Origin of the sequence: Aeromonas sp. DNRA1 (assembly GCF_963888745.1) — a bacterium.
Classification (GTDB): domain Bacteria; phylum Pseudomonadota; class Gammaproteobacteria; order Enterobacterales; family Aeromonadaceae; genus Aeromonas; species Aeromonas hydrophila.
The window spans coordinates 391,798-412,747 of the sequence record NZ_CAWPKQ010000001.1 but is presented as its reverse complement, the minus strand read 5'-3'; the positions used below and the strand labels follow the sequence as shown (position 1 = coordinate 412,747).

Genomic DNA, 20,950 nt, shown 5'->3' with positions numbered 1-20,950 from the left:
GCTTATCTCATGAGCTGGGGGAGGGATGGTCGTTGCCACAGGGTCTGGGCCAGATAACTCAGCTTGAGCTGCCAGCGTTGCCAGCGGCTCGACTTCTGGGTCGAGGAGTGGCCCTGCTGCGCCAGCTGGCGGATCAACTGCTCCGGGCTTATCCAGAGCCCGGTCTGCCAGTCGATGTAGAGCGGATAAGCCACCAGGGTCAGATAGACCAGGGCGGCCAAAGGCAGATTGCGCTGGCGACGAGCAGGAGGGTGGGCATCCGTGGTCAGGCCCCAACCACTGTAGAAGGGCTGGCCCCAGGTCGTGACCTTGACCCCTTGCACCAGTGCCTCGAACCCGCTCAGGGAGGTCATGGTATGCAGCTCATCCACATGGGGGTAGAGGCTGGTCAGACCGATATCGAGTACCTGGCTGTCGACGCACTCCGCCAGGCAGGCTGCTGAAATGGCACCGGCACGATTTCCTGCCACCACATCCGGATGCGGCTTGTAGATAATATGGGCCTCGGGTTTGGCGGCCCGCACGGCCCACAGCAACTGCTCATTGCTGCGAATGGTCGGGCTACCGGTCAGGATGGAGGCATCCCCATCGACCTGGCCCACCACCAGCACCCGCGTGCGACCATCGGTCGGTGGTGTGAACGGCTGTACTGTGCCCACATTGTATTTGCTGACGCCGTGTTGCTTGAGCAGGTCAAGCAGGGCCTGGCCTCGCATGACCTCCTGTTCGGTCAGTTGCTGGTAATTGAGCAGCTGCTCGAGCCCGCTTGGGGTGCGGCAGTCAAAATAGATCCCCACCGGATCGATGGAGAGGGAAGAGGGACGACACAGGTTGGAACCCAGCCCGCGAGAGCGGATAAAACCATCTTCCACCCGGATGGCCGAGGTGAGGTCAGGGTGGCGGCTACCCCAGACCAACACCTGCTCATCGCCGGTCAACCGCTTGGGAGGCTTGCGAACAAAACGAAGCTCCTCGGCCAGGTGATGGCAAAACGCCTGCATAAAGGCGCGCTTCCACAGCGAAAAACCGACCAGATAGAGCCTGCGCCAACGGGGAGCGGGCTTTTGTTGGCGGGCGATGATGGCGACAACCTCTTCGACTTCGCAGCGTTGGCCAAGCACGGGGTCAAGGTAGCGTGGGTAGTGGATCAAGGCCGCCGCCACCAGCTGGGCCAGAGATACCTGCAGGTTGCGACGCTCACACTGCTTGCTGTCGTGGGTCAGCCCCCAGCCGGCATAAAACGGCATGCCGAAGCAGTAGACCGGCTTGCCCAGCAGCAGCCCCTCAAAGCCGAGCTGGGATGAGACGGTATAGACGGCATCCACCAGGCTCAGCAGCGCGTGGGGATGACAATGGTCGGCCACGACCTCCACATCGCTGAGCTTCAGTCTGGCCAACACGCCGCTCTTCTTGCCAAAGCGGGTATCGGGATGGGTGCGCAGCAGCAAACGGGCATGGGGGTGGTTGCGACGCGCCGCTTCCACCATGGCAACAAAATCGGCTTCGCTGGCCAGCGCGCCGGGGATGGAGAGATCGCCGGCCACCTGATCGACCAGCAAGACTCTGGGTCTGGCGTCTTGCAGCAGACGTTGAGCCAGTGCCGTCGGCAGCCCTTTCACTTCGGCAACCGATGGGCTGTGGGGCCCGGCAGTTGAGACGGTATCGGGGCGACTGGCATAACAGTTGTACTTGGTCACCCCAAGGCGTACCAGCTCGCCGATCAGTCGCTCGGCCCGCGCCAGCGTATCGGCATCGCAAGGGGTGGCAATCAGCTGTTCGAGCCGGCTGGGTTGGCGGGCATCGTAATAGATGCCTACCGGATCGGCGATCAGCGATACCGCCATCCCCCCCTTGGCGGGGTGGCCGATATAGCCAATAAAACCGTCTTCCAGTTGCCAGTAGGGCAGGCCCAGTGTCTGAGCCTGCGCCTTGATCTGGCGGGTGTTGGCCTTTTGGCCCCAGCCAATAAGCACATCACCTGGCTGTGGCTCACCAGGGGATGTGAAGCGAGCCAGGGGCTGGCCTAGGCAGGCACCGATCTGGGTGCTGCGAGCCATAATGCCGCCGGATTGTGTCCATAGAGTCATGCAAATTGCTCAGATAAAAAGTTCAGCGAGACCTGGGGTTGAACATGTCTCTGAAAAAAGCCCGAGGGTTGAGATAGAGCTTGCGCAGCTTGCGCCACAAAGGGCGCTTGGGTTTGATGCCATCCTGCCAGCGAAGCAGACCCGGATACTCTTGCACCGGGTAGCCTGCCTCCTCCTGCAAGTGGATCATCCACTCCCGAAAATCGGGCAGTTCCCCACCAAGGTCGTTGCAGGGCACCACGGGCCCTTTCAACGGGCCCCGCTCTGCATCACTGCGGGCCAGCATCTGCTCGAGCAGTTGATCATTACCTGCCCGCCGTTTGTGGTATGGGTGGGTCAGGGGGCGCGGATGCCACTGGTGCACCAGAAACCGGCCGGCAAACAGATGGGGCAGCGCATAATAGCTGAAATAGCGCCGAAAGCCCTGATAATCCCCCGGATGCTGGGCCTTGATATTGAGGGCATAGTCATCCGGCCTCGGCCCGATGGGATAGTGACGGGTAAGGCGGTCTATCAGTTCGAGATCTTCGCCGCCATGGCCGACAAATTGCTCATCAAAGCCCCCCAACTGCAAAAACCACTCGCGGTTCATCAGCAGGCAACTGCTGGCCAGGGCAATCCCCTCCACCCTGTGGTTTTCACCGCGAAGAAAGGATTCCAGGCAGCCCTGAAAATCCCCGTCAAAGCGCTCAGTCTCTTCCTTGGTCAGATAGAGGCAGGGATACATCTCAAAAGAGGGTTGCCCTGCATGAGCATACAGTCGGCTTCGCTCAGGAAGTTGCTTTGCCAGTTGCGGTGAGCAAAGGAGATCTGCATCCATGATAAAGAGCGTGCGTGCGGTACTGTGTTCAATACCATGGCTGCGCGCCAGTCCAGGCGAATAGATAGGAAAAGGCTGTGAGTCTTCCAAGATCCGGGCATCAAGCTGCCCTACTAGCAGATTGCGTTGGTTGGTCGGAATCAAAATATCCAGATTGCCTGCGATAAAAAGAGACTGGAGGCATGCCTCCAGTCTCTTCATCGCAGAATCCAGACTACCCCGCCCACTTTTCTGAAAGTGGAACGGTGTAATAACACTGAGCTCTTGCGACATGGTGCCCTACACTCAGTGCGACAGCAGTTCTTCAAGATAGGCTCGCAGCGTGTCCGACAACTCGGGATGGCGCAGGCCATATTCAATGTTGGCTTTCATATGGCCCAGTTTGCTGCCGCAGTCGTAGCGGATACCGTCAAACTCGTAAGCCATGACCTCTTGCTCCTTGAGCAAATCGGCAATGGCATCGGTCAACTGGATCTCGCCACCGGCCCCGCGTTGGGTCTGCTCAAGTAGCTCGAAAATGCGTGGTTGCAGTACATATCGGCCAACGATGGATAGGTTGGATGGCGCCTCCTCACGGGGCGGTTTCTCCACGACGCCATTGAGTTTATACAGGCGTTCGCTCACCGCTTGTGGCGCAATGACGCCATACTGGCTGACTTTTTCCATCGGCACAGCTTCCACTGCCACGACCGAGCAATGGCTCTCGCTGGCGAGACCAATCATGGTGTCGAGGCAGGGAGTCTTGTCACAGTGGATCATGTCGTCAGCCAGCAACACGGCAAACGGCTCATTACCGACGATTTGCTTGGCACACAACACGGCATGACCCAGCCCCAAAGCTTCGGTTTGCCGCACATAGAAGCAGTTGACGCCAGCAGGAATGATGTTCTTGACGGCATCGAGCAGAGCCTTCTTACCGGCTTGCTCGAGCTTGTATTCAAGCTCGAAATTGCTATCGAAGTGATCCTCGATGGCACGCTTGGTCCATGAGGTGACGAATATCAGGTCGGTTATACCGGCGGCAATGGCCTCCTCAACTGCATACTGGATCAGCGGCTTGTCGACCACTGGCAACATTTCTTTCGGACATGCCTTGGTAGCGGGCAGGAAGCGGGTACCCATACCCGCAACGGGGAAAACGGCTTTTTTTATTGTCATGAACAACCCTTATTCAAATTATATTCTCAGATGAGAGATATTGGCCCATGAAATGCTTTGTAATTTGAGAGTGCATTAAATTCTGGTCAATAGTATGCAAGCACTCTGATAGTAATCCTAACTCGATACCAGGATCTTTTAAGGATGTATAAACAGTAGCGTTTTTTAGAAAGTTAGGCTTGGCAAACTTATAACCTTTGTTGATCATTTCTCTAGATGTGAATCTAAATACGGGAGAGTTTTCATTGAACTTTGCTACATTAGTTATAGGAGCAAAAAAAGCAAATTTATATTGTTTCCTTTGCATTATTTCATAGCCAGCAAAGCACCCTTTTGATGCAGTTATTATATGGCATTCAGATGGAGAGATATTATTATTAACTAAAATACTATCAATGATAGAGATTATGTTGTCTATGTTGTAACGATTATTTTCGTCAAAAATCAAACAGGAACCATTTGCCCAGAAAAAGTCAACTAAGTGAAGTCTATATACATCTTCCTTAAATGGAAAAGATTGCATAGTCATTAATGCATGTTGAGAATTTATATCTATGTTGTTCCCCATGCCTGGTAATGTAACGATTAACTTTCTGGGGGGGAGCTTGCTTGGATAGTTGAAAAAAAATTGACCATTGTAACAATCCAACTGCTCGGATATAAGTTTGGATTCGAAATCCGTTATAGTTCTATCTTTTTCTAAACTTACGGAAGAAATATTGAAGTCACCAAAGTGATTTAGCTTTATCGATAGTGTATTAGCAGGTATAGGAATGTTCCTGATCAATCTTTCACTATCTAACTGCAAACCATTCACATAGTAGGCATTGGTTATTAAGCGATCCTTAAGATAAAATTCAAGAGTGACTCTATCCCAATTGTTGATTGTTGAGTTAGATGTGCGATATACACGAACATTAAGATAGTTCTTTTGGCTAGGTATGGGGTCAATATTGAACATGCGTTACAACCTTAATTATGAGATGCCGATTGATGTAAGCTTAACAATATTGACTCCCATTTTTTCCCTACTGTAGATAGGCCGTAATTCTTCGCTGAATGAAAGGCATTACCACCTAGCTGTTTCCTCTTTCCAGTATTCTCGATCAATGCTAATAAATTATTGCTGAATGCTTCAATATCACCACAAGGAACTAGAATTCCATCATGATTATTATTAATGATTTTTTTGGGGCCGTCACACTCAAAAGCTACGCATGGAACACCTTCGGCCATTGCCTCGATTACCACCATGCCAAATGACTCGCTATTCGAAGAGAGGGCATATACGGACGAGCGTCTTATCTCTTGTGATACATTTTTGGTGGATGGATAAATAAAAATATTATTGAAAAGACCACGTTGGTGAATCATATCTCTAATATTAGTTTTTAACTCACCATCACCGAATATTTTCAGTTTCCATTCAGGATGCTTGTGCACGATCTTTTCGAATGCCAAAACAAGATTGTCAAAACCCTTGTCTTCCACAAACCTGCCGATGGCAATGACCTGTTTTGATTCAAGAGGTGCTGGAGTTGTACCAAGCTTAGTTGCATTAGGTACATTAATAACTCGAGTTCTCTTACCCTTAAGCAAATCTGAGTAGTAGTTCGTGGCATTGTCTGTTAAACAGGTCAGTGCATGTAATTTATCATAGTGACGCTTTATTTTTGACTGTAACTTATCTGAATGAACATTATATTCTTTGTGCTCTTGCCCGATTTTGATGATGTTACTTGGTAAAAATTTCGCTGAAATTAAATTGAAAGAAGGGATTGTTGTTATAAGAGCACCATCTTTTATGCGTTTAAGACGTTTCAAAAGTCGATAATCGGTGTAGAGAGAAAAGTTGTGATAGAGATCTTCATCTTTATGAATCAACACACTTGGGATTTTTGATAAAGCCTTTTTAGCTAGAGTGCCGTATATATTTAGGCCATGATATTTATATTTAGCTCTAGAGTCCGATATTGTTCTAATCTTTATGCGCTTGTCGATTGGAAAGCTAGGATTGTCACTAGTTCTTTTGATGCTAATGATTTCAACTTTAAACCCATTGTCTACAAGGTGGTTCGCAGTGTTTACTATAGTTTTAACTGTCCCACCGATGCCGAATATATTATATGCAAGAATTGTTACGTTCAATTTCATTTCCCTTCTTTAGAGCTGGAGATTTCTTTGTAAACTCGATCGCTATTTTTATTATCAATGTTGTTTATAAACATTTTTAGCTTTGAGAGATGTCTATTTTCGAATTTACAATCTTTCTCAATCATACTCCTCAGATTTTCAATGAAGGAATCGTATGTGTTGCATATTTGACCTGGCAGAGAGCTCTGAAAACTTACATATGCTCCACGTTTTGTAAGGTACTCATTGACATCAAACTGGAAAAATAAGGTTGGCTTACGCATAAATAAAAAGTCCCAAGCCACACTGGAGTAATCTGTAACCATGCCCGAACTCTCAGTAATAAGCTTTTGTACTGTTTCAACGGACAGGTCAGCAATCAGTATATTTTTACACTCAGACGAGAAAAGGTGCATATACTTTTTGTAGATTTCATTATGGGGTAGGAGCTTAATTATGTAATTATTTTTTTGTAAAAACTCATCTAGACTGCTGTCTGATAGGAGGCGGCTATAGTTTTGATAAAACTCTGATTCAATGAAGCTTTGCTCTGAGTTTACCAGCCAATCTCGCCAAGTGGGCATAATGAATATTTGTCGTTTTGGTTTATCTATGTGGTTATATAGATCATCAAATCTGGGGAGCCCTGAGACGATAATTTGATCGGCCCTAAACTTCGAGTCTCGGATCATCATTCTTTTTTCATTTTCTGATGAGACAACGAATTTAGTGATCTTGTTATTGTATGAAGCACCACTCATACCTATACGTTTCATTGCTAAAACACCGTGCTGTAGATAAACGATGTCTTTATCATTTCTATATATGACAGGATGCTTTATGGAAGGAAGTACATCGCGAATACCATGTGCAACGATTAGCTTTTGTGCAAGGTGATACATAACCTTATGTTTAAATGAGTCATATATTATTGTGTTATCCTTGAATTTGGATAACTTATGATAGTGAACACTATTATCTCTAATTACATAGTAAACCTTTTCATTATTTAACTCGAGAGCATGCTTAAAGAATGCAAAACCATTATCTTGCGCAACATCGCCGAGATTTTCACCGACTAACCAAATATCCTTCTTGATTATTTTTTTTGCTGCCGCAGCCGTGATTTTTGCTAAAAATAGAGATAGCTTACTAATACTCTTTTCATGCTCTCTTAATTTTCTTACTTCAATACTGGTTAGATTTTTTTTGCAAACGACACAAGAAAGATAAATATCGTTGTTTAATAAAGTTTTGTTGTTTTTAAAAGCTTTAAATTTATTTCTGACTTTAGGCAATACATTGTTTATTATATTCTTGGTACTGTTTTTTACATAATGGAGGAAGTATGCGTTATCATTATCCGGGATTTCACTGACTTTTATTTTGCTGACATATTTAGAGTCTGTTTTATAAAATTCAATAATATAATCATCTTTGCCGGACACAGCAATCAAATCAACATCGTGTGCATTTGAACTAACATCCAAACACACTTCAATTCTTTCACCAATAGATATATCTTTAATACTAAACTCACACTCTTGAGTGCAAGAGAAATTAAGGTGATGTGATGTATTGAAGAAAGGCTTTAAGTTAAATTTTTCGTTATTAAAATCTACCGATACTGGTGGATATATTAATACGTCACAGCTTTTAACGTGATCTTCATCAAGCATGTGACTTACCGGAAGAAGATGGACTTCACCATTCTTAAGAGTGAGTTCCCAACAAAGAATGGCATTGTTTCTAGCTTGCGTGCTTAATTCTTTGAAAATATCGAAGGCAAGGTTTATTTCTAAACGACCAGACTTATTAAATTTTACTGGAATTGTTTTTACTATATCATCAGCAATAAATAATTTCGCTCTAATACTCTTGAAAAGATCAAGATAGCTATCATTGACAGCTGCTTTAATTAGGAAACTGTTTTCAGAATATCGAATAGAATCTTGTTTAGAGAATGTTGTTGTCAAGTCACGGACATTGAGACTTAGTTGGCCATCCTGAGTTATATATGGTTGGAATTTGAAAAGCTGATTATTATATAAATTATTTATAGTCTGTACAGCTAATGTCTCTGGTGCAGAGTTTAAACGAATAAAGCTTTCTATTCCATTGGACTCAATCTTAACGTAAAAATCCCATATCCCTGACTTCGAAAAACTTTTGTACTTGGGGAATGTAATTGTATAGGGTTCATTATTGATTTTGTCTATAGAGTAAAAGCTATCCTCTTCTATGTTATTAACCCTGTGACGTGCAGTAATACATTTTAAATTATAATTTTCAGGTAGTGTGCTCTCTATGGTTATATAAAGATTATTTTCATCATCAATGATTTTTTTAACAATAACATTTGATGTTAATAAACTTACAGGTGTAACCTCAAGAGATAAAGTATCTTTATTTATTTTAATAACGCTAGAGCTACAGTGTAGAAGAGACGGGATATTTTCACTTATGAATGAAACATCAATAACATTGCCATTAGAAGATATTGCATCAAGCTTGTAGTTTCCCTTTTCTAACAATTCAACATTATTGAGGTTACACTTTGATTTATTTTTTTTGAAGAAGAACTTTCCTATTTCCAATTGCTTTTTATTTTTTGTTGCTATTAGCTTGACACTCCTGTTTTGCAACCCATCACTTAATTTTGCTGAAATGGAAAAATTATTGGATGCACCTTTTTCAATTTTGTTTATTGAAAGCATTTCATGTCCCGTAAATTATTAGTTATAACTAGTTTTCAAAACTAGATTTGTTTCTGTATGTTCTTTCTAGATAAGATTTAATATTATCATTCCACTTCATGTCAGAATGGCTGCTACCGCTATCATTTATACAAAAGGTTTTTATATCTTTATTTATAATTTTATTGAAATTTACTCTTTTTTTATAACCTATATAAATGGAAGAAAGACGCCCAATGCTTGATTGCCGCTTTATATATGAGTAATGATGATAAAGGAAGGAGGGGATAGAAATATCATTTTTACTCCTGAATTTATTTTTTGTAGTTATTAAAGTCTCCTCGTAATATAAGCTACAGATTTCTTTTAATATGTCCTTTCGCAATGCGTAAGGAGAGTGTTGATGAAGTTGTGTTGGTGTGATATTAAACTTTTTAGCAAGTAGCCTCTGACCATTTATCGCTGCATTTATATAATCAGGATTACCTTTAGATATAATTCCATTAACGACACCATATGGTTCCAAATTGGAGATTGATACGCCATTAGACAAGAAAAAATCTTCTCTATGAACATGGCTAGAAAAGAAGAAATCGTCGTTCAAATAGAGAAAGTAGTTTGATAGGTTAGGGATGTTATGTATGTTAGCTTCTATTGCATGTGAATTGAATGTTGGCAGACTTTCTTTCGGCATGATGTCTTCATGCTTTATAATTTTAATTCTTTTGTTTTTGGTATTTAGCCAAGCTGGGGGGCGGCAATTTGTCACAATATAAATATTGTTTACCCATGGCGCATATAACTCCAGAGACCTTAGCGAAAACTTAAGTTCATCACGGTTAAAGAATCTACCTAACTTTACACTATCTACACTGTTGTTTTGTTTGGCTTTATATTCTAAGTATAACTTCCTCCATACCTCATCTGTATGATCTACCCATGTGTATACTACATCGATCTTGAAGCTGTAGCTTGGTGAAGGGAGAGATGGAAATATTTCATTTATATAAAATATTGACCCTTTTTTAAAGGGTTGAATTTTGTATGACGAAGACTTATAAATGCGCTTTGCTACAGCATGATCGTTTATTGATTCGTAGCAATCACCTTTCTCCAGCCAATAACTTATATTTAACTTTATCCCCCCAATTTTACAGCTTATTTCACCGTAAGTGTTCAGTTCCTTTATAAATCTATAAACACCAAGTTTTCCAAATTTAAATACAGATCTCTTGGTTATAAAAGAAACTTCTATATCTTTTTCTTTGTGTAGGCATAACATGAAGTTGTAAATGGAGAATGCAGAGCCTTTAAGTATGCCTATATGCAGAGAGCGTTTTAAAAAGCTCTCTTTAGTTACAACTATTTCAGTTAATGATGATATATCATTTTTTAATGACTCAATACTTACATTTTTTTGAAAGTTACTCATGCTCTTGACAGACGACAATGAAATTCTAATTGTCTGATAGGCTGGTGAGTCATTAAGGAATGCATTTGGGTTTTTAATTAGCTTGCTGAATTTTGACATAGTACATAATACCCCGTGCACTATAATTAGCTATTGGCAGTTTTATGCTTATAGGTGGTCATCTTGGAAGAGTGTTATTTTTATTTGAATTGCTGAATGAGTTTTTCTTTAATTATATTTTTAAGGAGGGGTGGCCCCCTCCTATAAAGCTTACAAAAGTACCAATGCTCGCGCCGAAATGGCGATCTGATAGAGCACTTCGGTAATATCCTTGGTGATCTGCAGTGACTTGGTATCGACCTGCGGCAGTACGAAGATCTCGTCACCCGGTTTGATGGCAATCTCTTTGTTATCCAGGTCGCTCTTCTCGATCTGGCTGAAGGTGCCATCACGGTGCAGCAGCAGGATGCGGGAGTTGCTGGCTTTCTGGGTAAAGCCGCCGGCCAGATTGATGTAATCGGCCACGGTACGCTTGCTGTCCATCAGGATCGCGTTCGGGAACATCACATCCCCATGCACCATGATCAGGTTGGTCTGGCGCGGGATACGGATGATATCGCCCGGTTCGAGCCGTACGTCTTCCATATTGGTGCCATTGGCCAGTACCACCTGGCCGTTGGGCTGGATGTCTTTGGCACGCTCCACCCACTGCATCAGAAGCTGAGCTTCGCTGTTGCGCAGCTTGGCCTCACCTTCGGACGAGGAGCGGGCGGTCAGGATGCTGGCTTCCAGCGCCTTGAGCGAGGATTGCAGCATCTCTTTTTGACGAACCTTGACCGATTCCCGATAGAGCTGGATGGCACTGAGATCGGCATCCTGGGTCAGTTTCAACCCGTTGAGGATGTCGCCAAGGCGAGCGCCGTACTTGAGCACATACTCCTGGGCACTGTCGTGTTCCCCTTCCACCCGTACCGCGATGGAGGCGTAACGCTTGTCAGCAATCACCTCCACGGTATCACCGGAGCTGACCATGTGGCTGCTCATCTGCTGATCATTGATGGGGTAGTAGTCCATGCGGATATCTTCCCCCTGATTGCGGCTGACCCGGATATGGGTGGCATCGGGGTCGGGCCTGGCCATCTGCATCAGCTCGGTCAAGGTGACATGGGGCTTGCTCAGCTCGAACTTGTTGGCGTTGGCAACCTTGCCTCTGACCGTGGTCTGATAGCGCAGTGGTGCCACCACTATGATGTCGCCATCACGCAACTGGGTCGGCAGCAGGGTGCCATTGATCAGGAACTGGTAGAGATTGTAATGACGCAAGGTTTGCCCATTGCGCTTGAGGGCCACATCCAGATAGCTGCCGCGCTCGGGGGAGATGCCACCGGCCTTGTCGAGAAAATAGAGGATGGAATCCCCCGATTGGCCGGCAAACAGACCCGGCTGTTTGACAAAGCCAGTCACGAAGATCTTGACTGGTTGGCTGACATCCAGGGTGGCATACACGCTGACGTTCTTCTGATAAACGGTGGTGATGGCGCCCAGCAGGGTGTCGTTGAGCTGCTCGTTGCGTACCCCGGCTACCTTGATGGGGCCCACCTTGGGCAGAAAGATATTGCCTTGATGATCGACCGTCAGCGGTTGATCAAACTCGACGCCGCCCCAGAGCTGTACCTGTACGCGATCGCCAATGGAGATGCGGTAATCCGGGTTGAAGCCATTGAAGGATTCGCGGGCGAATTCGCCGCGAAACAGCCAGTTGCCAAAGACCGGATCCTGGGTCTGGGTGTCGGTAATGACCTTGCGCACCGGGGCTGCTTCTTGCGAGATCTCGAGGGCGAACGCAGGTTGCAGCAACATGCCCAGGCCCAGCGCCAGCAGGCTGGGCTTCAGGTTCAAATGGGATAACATCTTCAAAAAATCACTCCTGATCAGTCCTGGTGTTCACGCAGGGTCGCCAGACCCATCACGACCAGACCGTAGAAAAGACAAAGCAGCACGCCTATGGTTGCCAGGTTGTAGAGACGACGGGGATATTCAGCCTCTTCGGCCAAACTGGGTTGGCTGACCACCAGCAGATGCTTCAGTTTGCGATAGGCTTCGACGCGGGCCTGTTCCATGCTGACCAGACCCGTCTTGTAGACATCGGCTGCCAGCTGGGTTTGTACTTGAACCGCCTGATAATCGGCATTGACCTCGTTGAGGGCTTGTTTCTCGCTGCCAGTCAGCCGCTGTTTTTCTTGCGCCAGCTGGCGGGTGAGGGCATCCACCCGATCTTTTACCGCCACCACGTCAGGGGCATTGGGGTTCATGTAGATCTGTAGGCGTTTAAGCTCGGCGTCCTGGCGTACCAGTTCCGCTTCCAGCTCAGACACCACGCCCATCATGGCGGTACTGGTAGCCTCGGGGCTCATCAGTTGGTGCTGGTTCTGGAAGGCGAGCATCTTTTCCCGTTCACTCAGCAGCCGCTCGTGGGAGCGGGCAACCTGAGATTCGACGAACTTGAGTTGCTCGACGGCGACCTGACGGCTCAGCCGGTTGATGAATCCTTCGCTCTCCTTGAGCATCAGCGCGACCACCTGTTTGGCATACTCAGGCTCAAAGGCTTGCAAACTGACTGTCAATACCCCGGACAGTTCATCCAGGCTGACGGTCAGGTGGTCACGATAGAAGGCCAGAAACTCTTCGCGACTGGCGTCTGCCGGCAGTCGGGAGAAAAGATCTGCGTTGTCGCTCTGGTAGTGCTGTTTTAATTGCAGTTTTTTATCCAGTGTATTGAGCATGTCCCAGGATTTAAGGTAATCCTGGATCACCAGCACATCCTGATGATTGCTACCACCCAGCCCCAGCATGGAGAGGGCATCCGGCATCATCTTGAGCTGATCAGCCTGCTTGATGATAAGGCTGGCTTGACTGACGTAGCGATCGCTTGCCACAAAACTGTAATAGAACGTTGCTAACATGAAGCAACCTAGGATCCATAAAAAACTACCTAGCTTGATTGCTTTTTTCCACGACTGGCGGGCTACTCGATAACCCTTGGAATCGATGAGAAAGAGTTTTGGGTCCCGCTTGAATTTGCGAAGTTTTCGCTCAAGCAGGGCACTGAGATTGGCTTTGGTCATAGGTATCCGTGGCAAGGCTTAAAAGGAAAAATCAGAGCTTTTGATAGATGGTGATGGCGTCTTCAATGTCATCGTGCAGGGTCAATTGCCCGTTTTGCAGCACGATGCCCATATCACACTGTTGGCGTAAAGTTTTCATGTCGTGCGATACCATGATCAAGCTGGCGGTCTGCCGCTTTTGGGTGAAGACATCGATGCACTTTTGCTTGAATCTGGCATCCCCTACCGAGGTGATCTCGTCGGTGAGGTAGATATCGAAATCAAAGGCCATGCTGACGGCGAAGGAAAACTTGGATTTCATACCACTGGAGTAGCCTTTAATGGGCAGTTCAAAGTGCTGGCCGATTTCCGAGAACTCCTTGACCCACTCCTCCACGGCAGCGGTGTCGTGAACGCCATGGATGCGGCAGACGAAGCGGGTATTTTCGCGACCCGTCATGCTGCCCTGAAAGCCGCCGCTCAGGGCCAGTGGCCAGGAAACCCGGCTATGGCGAGTCACTTTACCCTTGTTGGGCATATCCATGCCGCCGAGCAATCTCAGCAAGGTCGATTTGCCGGCACCGTTGGCGCCGAGAATGCCGATATTGCGATCTCCCGGCAGGGTGAAGCTGACATTTTTAAGCACGTAATGACGACCAAATTTAGTCGGATAATATTTTGAGACGTTTTCCAGCGTGATCATACGGTTAGCTTGCAATTAAGCGGCGATGGCTGAGGCGATAGGCACTCATGGCAAAGGTGAGTAATATCAATGTGATACCTGTGAGATAGCCCCAGCTGCCTCCCTGAGTCTGGAAGCCAGCGATCCAGCCGGAACGGATAAGCTCGAGGGCGTGCACAACAGGATTCCATAGTAATAGATGCTGATAGCTCTGTGGCACCGCAGCCAAGGGAAAGAATACGGCTGAGATCCACATCATGGGGCGCATCAGAATGGGAATTAGTTTGCGCGCTTCCTCGGAAAGCGAAGTCGCAACGCAGAACAAGGTTCCCAACGCGAATGAAAAAATCATCAGCAATCCATAGCCGGTCAGCACGGCCAGCGGGTCGGCGGGCATGGCATCGAAACCAAACCAGATAAGTCCCAAGATCAGTACAAAGGCAACCAGTACACCAATCAGGGTTTCCAGCAAGAAACGGGAAAACAGGGTGGCAAACGGTGTTACCTGCCGATAGCAAAACAACCCCTTGTTGGCACTGACTGCGGATTGCAATTGATTGCTCATGTTTTGGAACATGAGAAAAGGAAGATACCCAGCAGCAACAAAAACGGGGGCTTCTACCCCGCCAAAGCCGCTGCGCTGACGCATACCGAACACGAAACAGAACAGGGCAATCGTCAGCAAGGGATCGAGAACAGCCCAGGCGTAGCCCATCCGGTAACTGCCGAAACGGGTCTTCAGTTCACGCATCAGCAGGCCGAAGGTGACATCCTTCAGCACGGCCAGCGAGGTTCGGCGGTGAGTAGATAGAATGGGGGTGTTCAATTTTTAATCTTTCGTCAGCATGTGTAAATCAAGAGGGGGCGACTCTAACATAAACGTTTGGCAAAACAGCAATGCATTGAACGGCGGATATTTCATCACTCAACGTCAAATAGATTGCGAATGTTGCCGCAATGTTAATGATTGAGGCGTGAATGGTCATTTTTGGGCATAGCTACCGCACGGCAATGACATATTCCCGAAGAAAAAAAGCAGATTGTGTTTAACGAAAATAAAATAGGGGCTATAGCGAGGCGTTGTTTGCTGCAAACAGCAAACATAAATGGACTTGCAAAGCAAGTAATCAACCCGTGCATCTCGCGTCATTCTGTGATGCGCGTCATGCTTAATTTTATTTGTGCTGCATACTACCCACCAGTTGCAATTGAGTCAACACGCAATATTAATTGGTGAAAAAGTCAACTGTCAATTCTAACCATTTGTTGTTAATGTGTTTTTTTTGCAATTTTATGGTGATTGACACAGATCGGATGAGTATTAATGGTGAAAAAGTGATCAATTAAGACTTTTCTTACATACGATGTTTTTTCATTAAAATACTGTTTTTGTGATCTTGATTTCTTGCATTTTTCATTTTCAAATAAGTGCGTCACTATTGCTCTGCTGTTCAAATAACATCCTCTTTTTTGATTTGTTCTGTAATCAGTTGTTAATTTCTCATCTTGCTAGACTATTCCCCCTGAAATGTTGAAATTTTTAGTTTTTCATATCCAATTGACAAACATCTTCCTCACTGACTATGCCTGATATGTACCCATTCAAACTTGAGTGTGGCTACGCAGAACAACAAGGACGTTGGAGGGGAAGATGAACGCTAATATGCTTTTGCTTGCCGGGGCGCTGGCGACCTTGAGTGCCGGCACGAACGTTGTTGCCGGCGATGACATTATGGCGTTGCAGCTCGGCAAGCCCGCTGAAAATGAGAAACTCGACATCTATAGTGTTGATGTGAAATACCACCATATGTTTTGGCGTTGGGGCGACACAGGCTGTCAACTCGGTCTGGGTGCACGGGGTGGTTTATTGAAGGTAGGAGATGACAGCACTGCCAGACTCGGGACTGGCGCCAGGGCTGAGTGTCTGTGGGGCAACTGGGTGGTCTGGATCCCGGTTGAAGTGCTCTGGCTGGCGGAGCATGAATTCGGCCACCGCGGCAATGGCTTCAAGGACTACGGTGGGCCGTTCCAGTTTTCAAGTGGTATTGGTCTTGGCTATGCACTGACTTCAAACTGGCTGATTGGCTATCAATATGAGCACATGTCCAACGCCAACATGTATGAGCATAACCCGGGTCTGGATAGTCACTCCATCCACATTGAATATCGCTTCTAGCTATTTTTTACTGCATTGCATGAGCCAAGCCCCTGTCTTCAGGGGCTTTTGTTTTTCGGGTGATAATCAAGCCTAATGTCTAGATCAGCGGCCCAGGTATTCCCGGTCGAAGAAGGTGTTGACCCAGTGTGGGCGGTAGATGGCGAGCAGGGTCATGGTCATGCCGTTGAGCAGCGCTTCGGGGAAGAGCAGCAGCGGCCAGATGGAGAGGTAGTCGGCGCTGATGGTGTACCAGGGGTAAGTGTCGCTAAGACCCATCAGGAGGGCGCTGGCCATCACCTTGACCGAGATGGAGAGGGCGCCGCCAAGAAAGGCCACCACGAACAGGTAGACGAACAGGTGGCGCGGCAGCCAGGCCCAGCTGGCCAGAAACAGCAGCCAGGTGGTGGCGACCGGCAAGGCCACGCCGATGAGGCCCTGCCAGCCGATCTCGGCCAGCGGGATGACGCCAAAATAGCTGAGCACCAGCAGGGTGAGGCAGGGGGCGAGCAGGGCGAGACGCCAGCCCAGCAGCAGGGTCAGGCTGGTGAGGCCGAGAAAGTGCACATCCAATCCCTCGTGCAGGCCGGCCCGCAGGGTCCAGAGCGGTACCAGCACGATGGCGCCACCGAGGCAGAGATGCTGATAGAGCGGATTGTGGTAGAGGGTGCGCAGCAAAGCGCCGCGCAGGCTGAATATGAGCAGCAGTACCCAGAGCAGCAGGGCGGCGGCTTGTCCTTCACTCATGGCAGATCCTTGTCCGGTGACGGCATGCAGATGGGCGAAGCCCGATGTGAAAGGGGCCGGCGTGTTCCCGGCCAGCCCCTGAGCTATCAGTATTTGACGTTGTTGTGATATTTGGCGAGGATGCCCTGGACGCGGTCCATGGTCTCCTTGCTGGGCGGTTTGATCCCGTTGAGATCATAGGTGTCGCCCAGTACGTCCCACTTGTGCTTGCCGAGTTCGTGATAGGGCAGCAGCTCCACCTTCTCGACGCACTCTCCCAGTTCGGCGATGAACTGGCCGAGCCCCTCGGCGCTCTCGTCGTCGTCCGACCAGGTCGGTACCACCACGTAGCGGATCCACATGGTCTTGCCCTTGGCGGCCAGATAACGGGCAAACTCCAGGGTGTACTTGTTGCTGACGTGGGTCAGCGGAATGTGCTTGTCGTCGTTGATCTGCTTGATGTCGAGCAGCACCAGATCGGTATTGTCGAGCACCTTGTCGAGCTGCTCGTCGTAGTGACGCACGAAGCCGTTGGTATCGAGGCAGGTGTGGATGCCCTTCTCCTTGCAGGCGGCGAACAGTTCGGCGATGAAATTTTGCTGCAGCATGGCTTCGCCACCGGAGGCAGTGACGCCGCCGCCCGAGGCATTCATGAAGTGACGATAGCTGGTGATGTCGCTCATCAACTCCGGCACTGTCACCTCGCGGCCGCCCTGGGTGTCCCAGGTGTCGCGGTTGTGGCAGTACTTGCAGCGCATCAGGCAGCCTTGCATGAACACGATGAAGCGTATTCCGGGGCCATCGACGGTGCCACAGGTTTCAACGGAATGGATCCGGCCAATGACCCCGGATGCATCGGCGGTCACACTGGTTTCAGCGGCGGTGGCGCTGACTTCGACAGCGGGGATCCGATTAATGACAGACATAGACGACTCCAATGATTCGAGCAGGCCGTTATTTTATTACATAAAGCCCTATAAATCCTACATGTTTAGCCCGGTACCGCGGCACCCAGAAGGCTCTCGAGGGCTTTGGCGGTGAGCGGCCGGCTGGTCAGGAAGCCTTGATAATGCTGGCATCCGAGGGATTTGAGGATGGCGAGCTGCTCTTCATCCTCCACCCCTTCGGCGGTGACGGTAAAACGAAAAACCTTGGCCAGTTCCAGGATCGCCTTGACGATGGCCTTGTCCTGTTCGCTGTGTACCAGGGTCTGAATGAAGCTTCTGTCAAGCTTCACCTCGTCCGCCGGCAGGTCGCGCAGGTAGGCGAGCGACGAGTAGCCGGTGCCGAAATCATCGATGGAGAGCAGGATGCCGAGCTCCTTGAGCTGGCGCATTCTGGCGATGCTCTCCAGCCGGTTCTCCAGCACCACGGATTCGGTCACCTCCAGCAGCAGGCGGGAAGGAGGCACCCCGGTATCGCGCAGTATGTATTCCACCTGCTGCACGAAGCCGACGGTGTGGAACTGGCGGGCGCTGACGTTGACCGACAGGTGGGGGATGGCTAGCCCGCGATTGAGCCAGAAGCTGTACTGGGCGCAGGCGGTCTTCATCACCCAGTAGCCGATGTCCTGGATGAGGCTGGTCTCCTCGGCAATGGGGATGAACTCCGCAGGTGGCACCATGCTGCCATCGCTGCGCTGCCAGCGCAGCAGCGCCTCGATGCCGGACAGCGCACCGTTGTCGACCCGGTATTGCGGCTGATAGTGCAACTGCAGCTCGTGGTGGCGCAGGGCGTCGCGCAGCTGGTTGTTGAGCGCCAGCTTGCTCTTCTCTTTCTCCGCCATCGCTTCGCTGAAGAACACATAGTTGCCCTGGCCGGATCGCTTGGCCATGTGGGTGGCGGTGTCGGCCTGCTGCATCAGCACCAGGTGATCCTTGTCCTCGCTGGAGAAGAGGCTGATCCCCACCGAGGCGCTGCAGTGCAGCTTGTGATCCTCGATATCGAACGGAATGCGAAACAGCCCCATCAGCTCGCGGGCGAAGTGTTCGGCCAGGATCTTGGCGGTGACATAGCCCTGGCCCAAGGCGCTGAACAGCAGGGCGAATTCGTCCCCCGAGATGCGGGCCAGCACCAGGTTGTCCTGCGGCAGCCCCTTGAGCCGCTCCACCACCGCCTGCAACAGCAGATCGCCGCAGGCATGGCCGAGGGAGTCGTTGATCGACTTGAAGTTGTCCAGATCCACCAGCAGCAGGGCGCCCCACTGGCCGCTGGCCTCCTGCAGAGTGCGCTGCATGATGTCGTTGAGGCTGCGGCGGTTGTAGAGGCCGCACAGATCGTCATAGTAAGCGAGTTGCTCGATGTGGCGTGCCGCCTCCTTCTCCTGGCTGATGTCATAGAAGCTGCAGACGTAGTGGCTGATCTCGCCGTGCTCGTCCTGCACGCCGCTTACCATCAAGCGCACCGGGAACAGGTGGCCATCCTTGTGCAGACAGCGCTCTTCCCCCATCCAGAACTCCTGTGCCGCCACCGCCTCGCGCACATCCTGCGCCAGGTGATCGCCATAGTAGGTGGGCCTGAGCCGGACGATATGCTGGCCGATCATCTCATCGTCGGCAAAACCGGTAATGCGGACAAAGGAGCGGTTGACCTTGAGGATGATCCCTTTGTGATCCATCACCAGCAGGCCGTCGTGGGTGTTGAAGGCCACCTCGGCCAGCCGCAGTGCATCGTCGGCTGCCAAGCGCTGCAGTTCGACGGCAGCCCGCTCGTGCTGGCTGCTGAGGGCGTCGAGCAGTGGCATGGGGTCGGCCAGCGGTGTGTCGAGCAACAGGGTGAGCTGGCCGATGGGGGCGCCGTGCTGGCCGTGCAGCGGAATGCCGACATAGACGGGGGCATTGAGTGCCAGCAGCTGGCTGGCCTGGGGGTAGCGCAGGGGCAGGTCTTCCACATAGACCGCCTGGCCGTGCTGGAACAGTTCCTGGCCGGGGCCCGGGTCCATCTGGATGGGTTTGAGCACAGAGAAGGTCTCCCCCTCCAGCACACAGCGCGGGATCATCCAGAGATCCTGGCCACGGGGTTGGTACTCGCCAAGCCAGCCGATGCGCGCGCCACTGACGCTCATGCCCCAGCGCACCAGCGCGCGGCAATAGGCGATGCCGGTCAGCAGGGCGAGCTCGGCCGGCAGGGCCAGCACAGGGTTGTGCACAGGTTCGGGGAGCGGTTGCCAGTGGCCGAGCAACTGGGCACTGTGCCGCACCAGTTGCAGCATCTCCTCGCTAAGCGGGGTGGCGTTGAGGTATTCGAGGCTCAGCACGCCGATGAGTTTTTCCTGCTCCAGCAATGCGCCGTCGAGGCGCGAGCTCACCCCCGCATTGGCCAGGTAGTAGTGCTGGCTCAGCATGGGCTGGTGCGCCGCCTCCGAAAAGCTCAGGGACTTGCGGGTGCGCAGGGCGCGGATGTAGCGGCTGTCGCCGCGAATGGCGGCCACTTCGTCGGCACCGAGAGTGAAGACCGGGGTCAGCTGTTCGCTGCCGAGGGGACCGTTGGCCTGATAGTGCCAGAGAATGAGGCGATCGGCCCCCAGGCTCTCCTTGAGGGTCTCCAGCATGGCGGCAAACTGCTGCTGGCTCGCCATCTGGCTCAGGCGCGGCAGGTGCAGCGCCAGATCGGCCACCGGCTCCTGGCGCAGGGTCTGCAGGCAGATGAGCCAGAAGGCATCTTGTTCGTGGGAGAGGGCGACGTGCCATTGCTGGCCGGCAAAGCGCAGCACCAGCTTGCCGCCATGGCCGCTGGTGAGCGCCTGCTCGATGGGCAGGCGCAGCGCATCCGGCAACTGGGCCGGCCAGGGGCCTCTGGGCTCATCGAGCCAGTAGAGCGGGGTTTGCATCACATCGGTCAGGGCGACCAGCCGCTGGCTGCGCACGTCCAGACGAAAGAACAGCGGTGTCTGGCTGGCAGAAGAAAGGTGACTGAGCGCGGTTGACGACATGAACTGATAACATCCTGTTGAACGACTGTCGGGTGGCAAGAATACTG

The 20,950-nt window shown here is 50.0% G+C and carries 15 protein-coding genes; 1 reads left to right on the top strand and 14 read right to left on the bottom strand.

Going from position 1 to position 20,950, the window contains the following annotated elements:
- Positions 1–2: 2 nt before the first annotated feature.
- The 11 genes from AACQ43_RS01835 to AACQ43_RS01785 all read right to left on the bottom strand — a co-directional run bounded on the left by AACQ43_RS01835 (position 3) and on the right by AACQ43_RS01785 (position 14,917).
- Positions 3–2,087, bottom strand: a complete 2,085-nt coding sequence (locus tag AACQ43_RS01835) for a capsular polysaccharide biosynthesis protein (protein WP_339353968.1) — start codon at positions 2,085–2,087, stop codon at positions 3–5.
- 22 nt (positions 2,088–2,109) lie between these two features.
- Positions 2,110–3,108: a galactosyltransferase-related protein gene (locus AACQ43_RS01830; protein ID WP_248280951.1), complete on the bottom strand. Its 999-nt coding sequence runs from the start codon at positions 3,106–3,108 to the stop codon at positions 2,110–2,112.
- Positions 3,109–3,192: 84 nt separating this feature from the next.
- Positions 3,193–4,065 (bottom strand): UTP--glucose-1-phosphate uridylyltransferase GalU, encoded by an 873-nt coding sequence (gene galU / locus AACQ43_RS01825; protein ID WP_168965610.1) that lies wholly within the window; start codon positions 4,063–4,065, stop codon positions 3,193–3,195.
- Between the two features lie 13 nt (positions 4,066–4,078).
- Complete coding sequence (locus AACQ43_RS01820; protein ID WP_168965608.1) at positions 4,079–5,026, bottom strand: hypothetical protein; 948 nt, start codon at positions 5,024–5,026, stop codon at positions 4,079–4,081.
- 11 nt (positions 5,027–5,037) lie between these two features.
- Positions 5,038–6,219, bottom strand: coding sequence for a glycosyltransferase family 4 protein (locus AACQ43_RS01815; protein ID WP_168965606.1), 1,182 nt, complete (start codon positions 6,217–6,219; stop codon positions 5,038–5,040).
- Positions 6,216–8,915 (bottom strand): CDP-glycerol glycerophosphotransferase family protein, encoded by a 2,700-nt coding sequence (locus AACQ43_RS01810; RefSeq protein WP_168965604.1) that lies wholly within the window; start codon positions 8,913–8,915, stop codon positions 6,216–6,218. Before AACQ43_RS01810 ends, AACQ43_RS01815 begins: the two co-directional genes overlap by 4 nt.
- A 28-nt stretch (positions 8,916–8,943) precedes the next feature.
- Positions 8,944–10,425 (bottom strand): stealth conserved region 3 domain-containing protein, encoded by a 1,482-nt coding sequence (locus AACQ43_RS01805; protein WP_168965602.1) that lies wholly within the window; start codon positions 10,423–10,425, stop codon positions 8,944–8,946.
- A gap of 150 nt (positions 10,426–10,575) precedes the next feature.
- Positions 10,576–12,204 (bottom strand): polysaccharide biosynthesis/export family protein, encoded by a 1,629-nt coding sequence (locus AACQ43_RS01800; RefSeq protein ID WP_168966462.1) that lies wholly within the window; start codon positions 12,202–12,204, stop codon positions 10,576–10,578.
- A 32-nt stretch (positions 12,205–12,236) separates the two neighbouring features.
- Positions 12,237–13,430: a sugar transporter gene (locus AACQ43_RS01795; RefSeq protein ID WP_168965600.1), complete on the bottom strand. Its 1,194-nt coding sequence runs from the start codon at positions 13,428–13,430 to the stop codon at positions 12,237–12,239.
- 31 nt (positions 13,431–13,461) lie between these two features.
- Entirely contained in the window at positions 13,462–14,112 is a 651-nt protein-coding gene (locus tag AACQ43_RS01790; protein ID WP_168965598.1) for an ABC transporter ATP-binding protein, read from the bottom strand.
- Between the two features lie 4 nt (positions 14,113–14,116).
- A complete protein-coding gene (locus tag AACQ43_RS01785) occupies positions 14,117–14,917 on the bottom strand; it encodes an ABC transporter permease (protein WP_168965596.1) in 801 nt (266 codons plus the stop codon).
- An 825-nt stretch (positions 14,918–15,742) separates the two neighbouring features.
- On the opposite strand from AACQ43_RS01785, the gene AACQ43_RS01780 reads away from it, so the two are divergent.
- Positions 15,743–16,267, top strand: a complete 525-nt coding sequence (locus tag AACQ43_RS01780) for an acyloxyacyl hydrolase (protein ID WP_168965594.1) — start codon at positions 15,743–15,745, stop codon at positions 16,265–16,267.
- 84 nt (positions 16,268–16,351) lie between these two features.
- Here the strand turns inward: AACQ43_RS01780 and AACQ43_RS01775 are convergent, their stop codons facing one another.
- The 3 genes from AACQ43_RS01775 to AACQ43_RS01765 form a co-directional block, all read right to left on the bottom strand.
- Positions 16,352–16,993, bottom strand: coding sequence for an energy-coupling factor ABC transporter permease (locus AACQ43_RS01775; RefSeq protein ID WP_168965593.1), 642 nt, complete (start codon positions 16,991–16,993; stop codon positions 16,352–16,354).
- Positions 16,994–17,079: 86 nt separating this feature from the next.
- On the bottom strand, positions 17,080–17,898 hold the full coding sequence (pflA, locus tag AACQ43_RS01770) for a pyruvate formate lyase 1-activating protein (RefSeq protein ID WP_011705579.1): 819 nt from the start codon (positions 17,896–17,898) through the stop codon (positions 17,080–17,082).
- 65 nt (positions 17,899–17,963) lie between these two features.
- A complete protein-coding gene (locus tag AACQ43_RS01765) occupies positions 17,964–20,903 on the bottom strand; it encodes a sensor domain-containing phosphodiesterase (protein ID WP_168965592.1) in 2,940 nt (979 codons plus the stop codon).
- Positions 20,904–20,950: the final 47 nt, after the last annotated feature.